The sequence below is a fragment of the Geopsychrobacter electrodiphilus DSM 16401 genome (assembly GCF_000384395.1).
GTDB classification, from domain to species: Bacteria; Desulfobacterota; Desulfuromonadia; order Desulfuromonadales; family Geopsychrobacteraceae; genus Geopsychrobacter; species Geopsychrobacter electrodiphilus.
In genome coordinates this window covers 79,349-91,907 of sequence record NZ_ARWE01000001.1, presented here as the reverse complement: position 1 = coordinate 91,907, position 12,559 = coordinate 79,349, and the positions used below count along the sequence as shown (strand labels likewise).

General features: G+C 57.8%; 8 protein-coding genes. All 8 read left to right on the top strand.

Annotation, left to right across the window (positions count from 1 at the left end; translation table 11 throughout):
* The first annotated feature begins 145 nt into the window (after window positions 1-145).
* The 8 genes from D888_RS0100450 to D888_RS0100415 all read left to right on the top strand — a co-directional run bounded on the left by D888_RS0100450 (window position 146) and on the right by D888_RS0100415 (window position 12,551).
* Window positions 146-1,504 (top strand): OmpP1/FadL family transporter, encoded by a 1,359-nt coding sequence (locus D888_RS0100450; protein ID WP_020674546.1) that lies wholly within the window; start codon window positions 146-148, stop codon window positions 1,502-1,504.
* Window positions 1,505-1,669: 165 nt separating this feature from the next.
* Window positions 1,670-3,517 (top strand): AMP-dependent synthetase/ligase, encoded by a 1,848-nt coding sequence (locus D888_RS0100445; RefSeq protein ID WP_051092393.1) that lies wholly within the window; start codon window positions 1,670-1,672, stop codon window positions 3,515-3,517.
* Window positions 3,514-5,901 carry a 3-hydroxyacyl-CoA dehydrogenase/enoyl-CoA hydratase family protein gene (locus D888_RS0100440; protein ID WP_020674544.1) on the top strand — a complete coding sequence of 796 codons (2,388 nt, stop codon included), beginning with the start codon at window positions 3,514-3,516 and terminating at the stop codon, window positions 5,899-5,901. The genes D888_RS0100445 and D888_RS0100440 overlap by 4 nt, the downstream gene beginning before the upstream one ends.
* 26 nt (window positions 5,902-5,927) lie before the next feature.
* Window positions 5,928-7,100 carry an acetyl-CoA C-acyltransferase gene (locus D888_RS0100435; protein WP_020674543.1) on the top strand — a complete coding sequence of 391 codons (1,173 nt, stop codon included), beginning with the start codon at window positions 5,928-5,930 and terminating at the stop codon, window positions 7,098-7,100.
* A gap of 80 nt (window positions 7,101-7,180) precedes the next feature.
* Entirely contained in the window at window positions 7,181-8,959 is a 1,779-nt protein-coding gene (locus D888_RS0100430; protein ID WP_020674542.1) for an acyl-CoA dehydrogenase family protein, read from the top strand.
* Window positions 8,960-9,088: 129 nt separating this feature from the next.
* Window positions 9,089-10,030, top strand: a complete 942-nt coding sequence (locus tag D888_RS0100425; RefSeq protein ID WP_020674541.1) for an MBL fold metallo-hydrolase — start codon at window positions 9,089-9,091, stop codon at window positions 10,028-10,030.
* Between the two features lie 11 nt (window positions 10,031-10,041).
* Window positions 10,042-12,036, top strand: coding sequence for an oxidoreductase (locus D888_RS0100420; RefSeq protein WP_020674540.1), 1,995 nt, complete (start codon window positions 10,042-10,044; stop codon window positions 12,034-12,036).
* Entirely contained in the window at window positions 12,033-12,551 is a 519-nt protein-coding gene (locus D888_RS0100415) for a DUF4442 domain-containing protein (RefSeq protein ID WP_020674539.1), read from the top strand. The genes D888_RS0100420 and D888_RS0100415 overlap by 4 nt, the downstream gene beginning before the upstream one ends.
* Window positions 12,552-12,559 lie beyond the last annotated feature (8 nt).

Here is a 12,559-nt window from a genome sequence, read left to right as displayed (position 1 = left end):
CCTACGAACAATAACATTGTTATATTTTTACTTGACCCACACGTAAACGTGCGCTAAATGTTGCCCACAATAAGCACCCTATTTAATTTCATGGGCCAGTAGAGCCCGCGACCCTTGCCTAAATAGTAAAAGGAGAAAAAACAACATGAAGAAGTCGTTAGCGTTATCCCTGGTTTTCTTAGGGGCACTCCTGCTCCCCGTCAGCATGGCCTGCGCCTCAGGCTTTGCCATCGTTGAGCAGTCGGTTTCGGGACTTGGCACCTCCTTCGCGAGCGGCGCGGCAGCAGCTGAAGATGCTTCCATCGTCTACTTCAACCCCGCTGGAATGACCCTGATTAAAGGCCAGCAGGTTGTCGCCGGGGCGCATGTTATCGTGCCCTCGGCAAAATTTAACGTGACCTCGGCAACAAGTCCCGGGGTTGCTATAAATCCCATCTTCGCCACGATTCCCGGCGAAAACGACGTCAATGGTGGGGTCACCGGGGTCGTGCCGAACCTTTATTATGTCAATAATCCCGGAAATGGCTGGGCTTTTGGGCTCGGCATCAACGCCCCCTTTGGGCTGGCAACCGATTACGGTAAAAACTGGATCGGCCGCTACCATGCGGTTGAATCCGACGTAAAGACGATCAACATCAACCCCAGCGTGGCCTACCAGGTGACCGAAAACCTGAGTCTTGGGGCTGGAATCAGCGCCCAATATATCGACGTCACCCTTTCGAGTATGGTCAATGGAGGCCTTGCTGCTTTTGCTGCCACCGGCGGCGCAATCGGCACCCCGAACTCAACCAGCAATGACATCTTTGTCGAGAACAAAGCAGACGACTGGTCCTATGGTTACAACCTGGGCGCAATCTACAAGTTCAGTGAGGGGAGCCGGATTGGGGTCTCCTACCGTTCAAAAATCAAGCAAGAGTTGACCGGAACCACCAACACGACAGTTCCAACATCGGTCGCTATCCTTGCAGGCGCTTTTGCCGACCAAAATGTCAGCGGCAACATCAATCTGCCGGCCTCTGCGTCTGTAAGCGTCTACCACGAAGTCAATAACAAACTGGCATTATTGGCAGACGTCAGTTGGACAGACTGGAGTAGTTTTGATGTACTGACGCTGAATTTTGAGGGAACTGGCGGGCTCGGTGGCAAGGCTTCTTCAACCACAGTTGAAAACTGGAAAGACAGCTGGCGCTATTCCCTGGGCGCTATCTATCAGTACAACGATGCCCTCAAACTGCGAGGCGGGGTGGCCTTCGACCAGACCCCGATTCCAGACGCCGCGCATCGCACTCCGCGGATTCCGGGCGAGGACCGCACCTGGGTCTCTGTTGGCGCTGGGTACAAATTCAGCGACCGGATCAGCGGCGACTTTGCTTATGCCCATCTATTTGTACCTAACGGTGATGTCAATGCCTCCCTGGCTAACAACACCAGCGCTGGCTCTCTTGTCGGTTCCACTAAGAATTCAGTCGATATTGTCAGTGTCCAGTTAAGCTACAATTTTTAATGCCCTGATAGCTTCACTGCGGAGCGATTCGCAATAATCGCTCCGCAGTACTCTGCACAATCAACTTTTCCGTGGCATAATCTGCTAAGAAGAGTTGTTGTGCAGCTTGAGGTTGACGTGAACGTAAAGGTGATGTACAACCCTGTTTCACCCGAGGACAAAAAGATGAGCAACCTGCCCTACAAATCGATCCCAGCCATGCTGCGCGACACCACCTCACACCATGGCGAGCGCCCGGCCATCAGCTACAAAAAACAGGGTAAGATCATTACCCTGAGCTACGCCGAATTCTATCAGCGAGTGCTGATGGCCGCCCGGGGTTTGCGTAAAGCTGGCATGTCCCCGGGAGACAAGGTAGCGATTTTTTCAGAAAACCGCGCCGGCTGGGCAATCTCAGACCTGGGGATACAAGCTGCCCGCGGGATTACTGTCCCAATCTACGCCACTAATACCGGCGAACAGGCGGCATATGTCATCAATCACAGCGGGGCCCGCATTGTCTTTGTATCGACCCGCCAGCAATATGAAAAACTCCTTTCGGTGCGCGATCAGCTTAAGAATATAGATTTGGTCGTATCATATGATCGCTTTCTCGGCCTGCGCGAGATGCCGGTTTATTCACTCTATCAACTGTCAGAAGTCTCTTATCCGCTCTCCGATAAGGAGACCCGGGAGATTGAAGGCTGGATCGACAAAATCGAACCGCAAGATCTGATCACCGTGATCTATACCTCTGGCACCACCGGTCCGCCAAAGGGGGTCATGCTCAGCCAGGCGAACATGGTTTTTAATGCCACGGCCGGCATGAAAAAACTCGAAGGGCTCGACCCTACGGAAGTTTTTCTCAGTTTTTTACCGTTAAGCCACGTTCTGGAGCGCACCGCCGGCTACCATGCGGCTCTGCTCTGCGGCTGTCATATCGCCTTTGCCGAAAGCGTTGACAAAGTGGTCGAGAATATCCTCGACTTCCGCCCCAGTGTCATGGTCAGCGTGCCGCGCCTGTTCGAAAAGATCTACTCACGTATTTACGAAAATATTCATCAATCGAGCACCCTGAAGCGCAAGCTTTTTCATCGTGCGGTGCGCCGCGGTCGGGATTACACTAAACTCCGCTATATCCAGCCTGGCCCGATCGGTTTGCTTCTGCGCCTCGAGCACAAACTGCTGGACCGTCTGGTCTTCAGCAAGATCCGCGCACGCTTCGGCGGCAATCTGCGTTATTTCATTTCGGGTGGCGCCCCGCTCGACAAGACGATCATCGAGTTCATGTGGACCATCGGCATCCCGACTTTCGAGGGCTACGGCCTGACAGAAACCAGCCCGGCCATCACGTTGAATGCTCCCTGGCACGTCCGTTTCGGCTCGGTCGGAACCCTGCTCGAAGAAACTGAAGCAAAACTCGCCGAAGACGGTGAACTGCTGGTCAGGGGCCCACAGGTGATGAGCGGGTACTACAACGACCCACAGGCGACCGCAGAAGCCTTTGATGATGGATGGTTTAAAACCGGCGACATCGCGACGATCGACGAAGATGGCTATATCTTTATCGTCGATCGCAAAAAAGAGATCATTGTCACCTCTGGCGGCAAAAACATCGCACCGCAGGCTGTTGAAAACGAACTGCGTCTCGATAAATATATCTCGCAGGCTTACGTCTTCGGGGACCGCAAACCCTATCTGGTGGCACTCCTGACACCCAACATCGACCGGGTTCTTGAGTTCGCCAAGGCCGAAAAGCTCCCTTATCTCGACACCAACGAACTGGTCAGCAGTAGCCGGACGCTCAAACTTTATACCGAGCGGGTCGCCGAGGTGAACAAACATCTTCCCCCCTATGAAACCATCAAGAATTTCGTCCTGCTGCCACACGAATTTTCAATCGAAGGCGGCGAGTTAACCCCGACTCTGAAGATGAAACGTAAGGTCATCTATGAGAAATATCGGGACAAAATAGAAGGTCTTTACTACGACCAAAGTGCCACCGCACCAACCCCCAACGGAGGAAAATCATGAGGCAGATCAACAAAGTTGCCGTTTTAGGCGCGGGCGTCATGGGCGCCACCATTGCAGCTCATCTGGCCAATGCCGGACTCGATGTGCTGATGCTCGACATTGTGCCGAACGCCCTGGCACCCCAGGAAGAAGCCGCCGGGCTGACACTTGAGAGCCCGCAGGTCCGCAACCGCATCGTAGCAAACGGCCGCGAAGCCCTGAAGAAACTCAAACCCGCACCACTCTTCCTGCCCGAATACCTGCAACAGATCGATATCGGCAATCTCAGCGATGACCTGGCCAGACTCAAAGAGTGCGATTGGGTAATCGAGGTCGTCATCGAGCGGATGGATATCAAAAAAACCTTGCTCACCAGCCTGATCCCCCATCTGGCCGAAGGCGCCATCCTCACCAGCAACACCAGCGGCCTGTCCATCAACGAACTGGCCGAGGTGCTGCCGGTAGAAGTGCAAAAGAATTTTCTGGTCACCCACTTCTTCAACCCACCGCGCTACATGCGCCTGCTCGAGATCGTTCCCTGCACGAAGACCGACCCCGAAGTGGTCAGGGGACTGGCCGACTTTATCACCCGCCGCCTCGGCAAAGGTGTCGTTTACGCCAAGGATACCGCCAACTTCATCGCCAACCGGATCGGTGTTTACGCCATCTTCAAGGGCCTGGAGCATATGCTCGAGATGGGGCTGACGGTCGAAGAGGTCGACAGCATCGCCGGCCCTGCCACCGCGCGGCCAAAATCGGCCGCTTTCCGCACCGCCGACCTGGTCGGAATCGACACCCTGGTGCACGTCGCCAATAACTCCTACGAATATCTGCCGAACGACGAAGAGCGCGAGGTCTTCAAGATCCCGGCCTTCATGCAGCAGATGGTTGAAAAAGGGCTGCTCGGCAACAAGAGCCGTCAGGGCTTTTACAAGATAGACAAGAGCGGCGGCAAGAAGCAGATCTTCTACTACGACTACAATACGGGTGAATACAAGCCGGCTGAAAAACCAAAGTTCGCTTCGGTGACGGCAGTCAAGATGATTGATGATCCGGCCAAAAAGGTCGCGATGATGATCGCCGCCGGTGACAAGGGGAGCGAATACGCCTGGCGCACCCTGCGCGACAGCCTGCTCTACACCTTAAAGCGCATCCCCGAAATCGCCGACGACGTGGTTAATGTCGACAACGCCATGAAGTGGGGCTTCAACTGGGAGATCGGTCCGTTCGAGATGTTCGACGCCATCGGCGTGAAAAACTTCGTCAAACGTTGCGACAGCGAGCAGATCGTAGTCCCGGACGTTCTACGCGGCATCGACAGTTTTTACCGTTTCAACGCACAGGGTGTGAAGGAATATTTCGACCTCGGCTCAAACGACTACCAGGCGGTTGAACGCCCCGCTGGCGTCATCGATCTGCAGATTCTCAGGAAAGCCCAGGGTGTGGTTGAAAAGAATGCCGGTAGCAGCCTGCATGATCTGGGCGACGGGGTCTTCGGTCTCGAATTCCATTCCAAGATGAACGCTATCAGCGGCGATATCCTCGCCATGACCCAAAAAGCGGTCAAACGCGCCGAGACTGAAGGGGTGGGTCTGGTCGTCGGCAACCAGGGGACCAACTTCTCGGTAGGCGCCAACCTGATGCTGATGGCGGTGGCTCTGGCCGAGGGGGCCTACGACGACATCAACATGATGATCAAACAGTTTCAGAAAGCGACCATGTCGCTGAAGCTCTCCAAGGTGCCGGTGGTGGTTGCGCCCTTCGGCATGACCCTGGGGGGCGGTTGCGAATATGCCCTGCACGCCTCGGCGATCAACGCCTCGGCCGAGACCTACATGGGTCTGGTCGAAATCGGGGTCGGACTGCTCCCGGCCGGTGGCGGCACCAAAGAGATGTGCCTGCGCGCCGTAGAACAGGCCGCCCACACCGGCATCGACGTCACGCCGTTCATCTTCAAGTACTTCCAGCAGATCGGCATGGCCAAGGTCGCCATGGGCGCCGCTGAACTCTACGGCATGGGGTACATGCGCCAGGCCGACAGCATCACCATGAACCCCGAACGTCTGATTGCCGATGCCAAGCAGAAGGTTCTCGGCATGGCACCCAACTTCCGGCCGCGTCGGGCGGCTGTCAACGTCCCGGCACCGGGGCGCAGCATCGCCGCCAGCATCAAGAGTCAATTGTGGAACATGCAGGCTGGCGGTTTTGTCACGGCCTACGAGATGGAGGTTGGCGGACTGATCGCCGATGTGATCTGCGGGGGCAACGTCCCTGCTGGCACCCCGATCTCCGAAGACTATCTGCTGCAGCTTGAGCGCGAGGGCTTCCTCAAACTCTGCGGCAACAAGAAGACCGTCGAGCGGATTCAGAACATGCTCAAAACCGGCAAGCCGCTACGCAACTAAATTAGACCTAACGGAGGAATATAAAGATGAAAACAGCATATATCCTTGCCAGCTACCGCACCGCTGGCTGCCGGGCAAACAAAGGAAAATTCAAGGACATGCGCCCCGATGATCTGGCTGCGGTCGCCATGGCCGGTCTGATTGAGCGCACCGGCATCGACCCCGCGACCATCGAGGACGTCATCCTCGGCTGCGCCTTCCCTGAAGGGGAACAGGGGATGAACGTCGCACGCATTGCAGCGCTGAAGGCCGGCATCCCCTATCAGGTACCAGCGCAAACAATCAACCGCTTCTGCTCTTCCGGAATCCAGTCGATCGCTCTGGCCGCCGAACGGATTATGGCCGGCTTTGCCGACTGCATCCTCGCTGGAGGAACCGAATCGATGTCGAGCGTCCCCATGGGTGGCAACAAGTACAGCGCCAACCCCGGGCTGGTGGCCAACTGGCCGGAATCCTTCGCCTCGATGGGGGTCACCGCCGAACTGGTGGCTGAAAAGTACGGCATCGCGCGTGGAGCTCAGGATCAATTCGCGGTTGACAGCAATCGCAAGGCCGCAGAGGCGATCGCGGCAGGCCGGTTTAACGATGAAATTATCCCGGTCGAGATTGAGCACACCGCCATCGTTAAAGGGAAAGCCCAAACCAGGAAGGAGCTTGTGACTGTTGATGACGGCGTGCGCGCCGATACCAGTCTCGAATCGCTGGCCCGACTCAACCCCGTCTTCAAACTGGGTGGCAGCGTCACCGCCGGCAACTCGTCACAGATGACCGATGGTGCGGCAGCAACACTGGTAGTCTCGGGTGAATATCTCAAAAAAATCAGCCAGGACCCGCTGGCGCGTTTTGTCGCCTTCGCCGTGCGCGGCGTGCCACCAGAGCTGATGGGGATCGGCCCGATTGAAGCCATTCCTGCGGTACTCAAGATGGCCGGACTCAAACAGGAGCAGCTCGAGCTGATCGAACTGAACGAAGCCTTCGCCGCTCAATCCCTGGCGGTGATCAAGGATCTGGCCTTAAACCCTGAGATCATCAACGTCAACGGCGGCGCCATCGCCCTGGGACATCCCCTGGGCTGCACCGGCGCCAAGCTGACCGCCACCCTGCTGCATGAGCTGAAACGGCGTCAGGGGAAATACGGCATGGTCTCCATGTGTATCGGCGGCGGCATGGGTGCGGCCGGGATTTACGAACTGCTTTAGATTTTAGCCCTCCTCCCGCAGGGAGAGGGGAAAACACAATATATTCACTGACCCGAACCGATAGCTAAAGCGAGGCACTCATGAGCAAACAACTGAAAAAAGGTGGCGAATTTCTGATCGCCGAAACCCTGTGCAGCGAGATTTTCACCCCTGAAGATTTCACCGATGAGCAGAAACAGATGGCCGAGACCACCAGCGACTTCGTCACCAACGAAATCATGCCGAAAGCCGATGAGATCGAAGCCGGCCAGTTCGATCTGGTCGTCGAAGGGATGAAAAAGTGCGGTGAACTGGGTCTGCTGATGATCGACGGCCCCGAGGAGTACGGCGGTCTCGAACTCGACAAAGCGACCAGCATGCTCGCCGCCGAAAAGATTTCGCCAGCCGGCTCTTTTTCGGTCGCCTACGCCTGCCATACCGGCATCGCCACCCTGCCGCTGGTTTATTACGGCACCCCGGCGCAGAAAGAGCAGTATCTCGAGAAACTGCTGACCGGAGAATGGATGGGCGCCTACTGCCTGACCGAGCCGGGAAGCGGCTCCGACGCCCTCGGCGCCCGCGCCACGGCAGTCTTAAGCGACGACGGCAAACATTACATCCTGAACGGCACCAAACAGTTCATCACCAACGGCTCCTTTGCCGACATCTACACCATCTTCGCCCAGGTCGATAAGACCAAGTTCACCGCTTTCCTGGTCGAGCGCACTTTTGAAGGGTTGATCATCGGCAACGAAGAGAAGAAGCTCGGCATCAAGGGCTCCTCGACCACCCAGATCATCCTCGACAACTGCAAGGTCCCGGTCGAAAACCTGCTCGGCGAAATCGGCAAAGGGCACAAGATCGCCTTCAACGTCTTGAACGTCGGGCGCTTCAAACTCGGCGCCGGGGTCACGGGTGCGGCCAAGTACGCCCTGTCGGTCGGAATCAAGTACGCCAACGAACGCAAACAGTTCGGTATTCAGATCGGTAAGTTCGGCGCCATCGGCGAAAAGATCGCCAACCTCCAGGCCGAACTCTTCGCCTCCGAATCGCTGGTTTACCGTCTCTCCGGTCTGCTCGACCAGAAATTGGCGACCATCGACAAGGGGATCGACGACTACTACGAGGAGTACCAGAAGGGGATCGAGGAATACGCCCCCGAGTGCGCCATCGCCAAGGTCTATTGCTCCGAGGCGCTGGCTCACGTGGTCGACGAAGTCGTACAGATTCATGGCGGCTACGGCTTCACTGCCGAGTACCCGGCCGAACGTTTCTACCGCGATGAACGGATCAACCGCATCTTCGAGGGCACCAACGAGATCAACCGCCTGCTGATTCCAGGGATGATCCTCAAGCGCTCCATGAAGGGTGAGCTGCCGCTGCAATCAGAGGCAATGAAGGCCTTCGAGTCGCTGATGACCCCAAGCTTCCCCGATCTGGATGAAAATGATCCCTTCGCTGCCGAGAAGGATCTGCTCAAGAACCTCAAGACCCTGTTCCTGATCCTGGCGGGTGCCGGGGTGCAGAAATACATGGAGAAGCTCGCCGATCAGCAGGAGATCCTGCTCGCCGCGGCCGACATGACGATCCAGATTTTCGCTATCGAAAGCGCCGTGCTGCGCGCCGAAAAATCCTGGGCCGCCGCCACCGAAGCGAAACGTGAACTGCTGAAAGCAGCGGTCAAGGTCTGCACCTTCAACGCCACCGAGATCGCCGGCACCGCCGCCAAGCGCGGGGCCTTCTATGTTGAAGAGGGAGACACCCTGACCATGATCCTCTCCGGCGTGCGCCGCTTCGCCAAGTACGACGCCAACGGCCTTCTGGCCGCGGTGCGCCTGTTGGCCAGCCGTTCACTCGAAACGGAGAAATACCTGTTTTAATTTGGTTCTTTCTCCCGCAAGGGAGAAGCTGGCCGCAGGCCGGATGAGGGGAAGACACTCGATGACGGTTCCCCCCTCACCCTAGCCCTCTCCCTCAGGGAGAGGGCTAGGTCTACTTGAAAGTTGACAATGATCAAACAGCACACCATCACCACTCCCTACATGGTCGGCGACGTGCACTTCTACAGTGCGCGACTTAAGGGCGAACTGGTACTTTTTGACTGTGGTCCACCCACTGAAGCGGCATGGGACCTGATCAAAACCGAAATCGGGCTATCCGAGCTGCGTCACGTCTTTATGACCCACTGCCATATCGACCACTGGGGAAACGCCGCAAGACTGGGCAAAGAGACCGGCGCATCCATCTACCTGCCGCAGCGTGACGTCGATAAAATGGTTCACCATGATCGCCGGATTGAGGGGATGATGGAGGTACTGCTCGGGTACGGCTTCAGCGCGGCGTATCTGTCCGAGCTCCGCGCCGAGATCGACAACGATACGGTTTTTCCAACCTATCCCGAGCGTTACGAAGTAGTCGAAACATCACCGGAGCTGGTTCGGCTGGGAATCGAGATGCTCCCCTGCCCCGGTCATTCCCAAAGCGATCTGGTCTACCGCATCGGCAATCAGGCGGTCACCGGTGATGTGCTGCTGCGCGGCATCTTTCAGTCGCCCCTGCTCGATATAGACCTGCAGACCCTCGCCGGGCGATTTCACAACTACCGGGCCTACTGCAACAGCCTGCAGAATCTGGTCAGCCTGCGCGACTGTCAGATCCTGCCCGGCCATCGATATACCATCGAATCAGTGGATGCAACGGTGCTTTTTTACCTGCGTAAAATGCTCGACCGCGCGCTCAAACTCAAGTCCTTCGCTCGCGAGCCGGATGTTGCCGGGTTAATCGAGCGCCTGTTCGGGGACCAGACACTACCGCTGTTTCATACCTATCTCAAGGCCTCGGAGATTATCTTCATGCAAGATCTGTTGAACGAGCCGGAGCTATTGAAACGGGCGCTTGAAAACGCTGGACTCTTCGACACCCTGGCCGGCGAATTTAACAAACTTCTCTGAAGGAAAAAGCTATGCACGATTCGCTCTTTAGCCCCTGGACGCTGGGGACACTGACCCTCAAAAACCGCATCCTGATGCCGGCGATGCAGCTTAATATGGCCGATGACTATCAGGTCACCGACAAGCTCTGCGCCTTCTATGCGGCGCGCGCTCAGGGTGGGGCCGGACTGATTGGCGTTGGTTATGCCAGCGTTGATCTGCTCTCGGCTCATGTCGGGCATATCGGCGCGCATCATGACCGCTATCTCCCGGGTTTGACGCGGCTGGCCGAGACGATTCACGCCGGCGGCGCCAAGGCCTTTATTCAGCTCAACCATGCCGGTCGCTACAACCACTCGATGCTGACCGGCGGCCGGCAGCCGGTGGCGCCCTCGGCGGTCCCTTCGCGTCTGACTGGCGAGACCCCGCGTGAATTGAGCGCTGAAGAGATCGACGCACTGATCATCTCCTTCGCCGCGGCCGCGCGGCGTGTCTCCTCCGCCGGTTTCGATGCGGTCGAGGTGCTGGCCGGGACCGGCTACATCATCAGCGAGTTCCTCTCGCCCCTTACCAACAAGCGCGATGATAAGTGGGGCGGCTCGCTGGAGAATCGCATGCGCTTCGGGCTCGAAGTGATCAAGGCGGTCAAACAGGCGAGCGGCCTGCCATTACTGGTGCGGATCAACGGCAACGACTTCATGCCGGGCGGCATCGGCCGCGAGACCCTGCAGCAGTTCGCCATGGCCCTTGAAGCCGCGGGTGCCGATGGTCTGAGCATCAATGTCGGCTGGCACGAGGCGCAGATGCCGCAGATTGTGACCAAGGTCCCGCGCGGCGCCTTCGCCTACCTGGCGCGCAACATCCGCGAGCAGGTTTCGATCCCGGTCGTAGCCGGACATCGGATCAACGACCCCGAGACCGCGCGCGAACTGATAAGTCAGGGCTGGTGTGATGCGGTCGCCATGGGGCGCGCGTTGATCGCCGATCCCGAACTGCCGAACAAGGCCTCGACCGGGAAGGATGATCAACTGGTCCATTGTGTCGCCTGCGGCCAGGGCTGTTTCGACGCGCTGTTCAGGTTCCAGCATGTCGAATGCCTGTGTAACCCGCGCGCCGGACACGAAGACGAACAGATTTCCCCGGCAGCATCGACGCAAAAGGTGCTGGTGATTGGTGGTGGCGCGGGCGGCATGAGCGCCGCGCTCTCGGCCGCGCGTCAGGGACATCAGGTCATTCTGTGCGAAAAGACAGATCACCTCGGAGGTCAACTCGAGCTGGCCGGGGCGCCTCCGGGACGCACCGAGTTCCGCTTTTTAGCGCGGGACCTGGCCCGTCAAATGACCGAAGCCGGCATCGAAATCCGCCTTGAAACCAGTGTCGACGCCCACCTGCTGCAACAGCTTCAACCTGATCGCGTCATCCTGGCGACCGGCGGTCAGCCGCTGACGCCGCCAATCCCCGGCAGTGACCTGCCCCATGTCATTCAAGCCTGGGATCTTCTCCAGCAAAAAGCCAAGGCGGGCAAGCGCGTGGTCGTGATCGGCGGTGGTGCGGTCGGTATCGAAAGCGCGCTGCTGCTCGCCGAAGAAGCAACCCTGCCAGCCGAAACCCTCAAGTTTCTGCTGGTCCATCGCGCCGAAGACCCCGAAGAGCTTTATCGTCTCGCCACCCGCGGCACACGCGATATCTGCATCGTCGAGATGATCGACAAACTCGGACGCAACTTCGGCAAGACCACGCGCTGGACCATGCTGCAGGATCTGGAGCGTTACGGCGTTAAAAGTCGCACCGGAGTGAAGGTCACCCGAATTACGCCCGAAGGGGTGTGGCTCGAAACCGAGGAGCAAGAAGTGCTGCTCCCCGCCGACAGCGTGGTCCTGGCGGTCGGTACCCGCGCCGAAAATCCGTTGCTGAGCTTATGCGAGGAGTTGCAGATCCCCTGCGTCAGTATTGGCGACGCGCGGAAACCGGCGATGGTCTTCGACGCCGTTCATCAGGGTTACAAAGCCGGTCAGGGGGTCGTATGAGCGGCATGGCAAGGCTGCCGGCGCTCATCGAGGGTGCACGCAGATCCCCGTTTAAACTGGGGCTGCTCAACCTGTTTCTCGGCTGGCTGATCCCCTTCAACCGTCCGCACGGCGTGCGCATCCTCGAACTGGGGAAGGAACACGTCAAGACCACTGCGCCCTACAAGCGCAAGAACCACAACCATATCCGCGGAGTCCACGCCTGCTGCATCGCGACCGTGGCCGAGTTCTCTTCGGGGCTGCTCTTTTTGTCGCGCCTGAATCCGTCGCGTTACCGCCTGATCATGGCGCACCTCGAGATCGACTACCATTACCAGGCCAAACACGCGATTATCGCCGAGACCCGCATCAGCGAGCAGCAGCTTAAAGACGCCATCCTCAAGCCACTTGCCGACACAGATAAACTGTTGTTTACTCAAATCACCGAGGTGCACGATGCCCGGCAGCACCATATCGCCACCGCCCGCGTCACCTGGCAGATCAAACGCTGGGACGCGGTCAAGACGCGCGTATAAAATCCACC

Coding starts and splice junctions, on each gene's coding strand:
- D888_RS0100450 (WP_020674546.1), top strand. CDS start 146: ATGAAGAAGTCGTTAGCGTTATCCCTGGTTTTCTTAGGGGCACTCCTG.
- D888_RS0100445 (WP_051092393.1), top strand. CDS start 1,670: ATGAGCAACCTGCCCTACAAATCGATCCCAGCCATGCTGCGCGACACC.
- D888_RS0100440 (WP_020674544.1), top strand. CDS start 3,514: ATGAGGCAGATCAACAAAGTTGCCGTTTTAGGCGCGGGCGTCATGGGC.
- D888_RS0100435 (WP_020674543.1), top strand. CDS start 5,928: ATGAAAACAGCATATATCCTTGCCAGCTACCGCACCGCTGGCTGCCGG.
- D888_RS0100430 (WP_020674542.1), top strand. CDS start 7,181: ATGAGCAAACAACTGAAAAAAGGTGGCGAATTTCTGATCGCCGAAACC.
- D888_RS0100425 (WP_020674541.1), top strand. CDS start 9,089: ATGATCAAACAGCACACCATCACCACTCCCTACATGGTCGGCGACGTG.
- D888_RS0100420 (WP_020674540.1), top strand. CDS start 10,042: ATGCACGATTCGCTCTTTAGCCCCTGGACGCTGGGGACACTGACCCTC.
- D888_RS0100415 (WP_020674539.1), top strand. CDS start 12,033: ATGAGCGGCATGGCAAGGCTGCCGGCGCTCATCGAGGGTGCACGCAGA.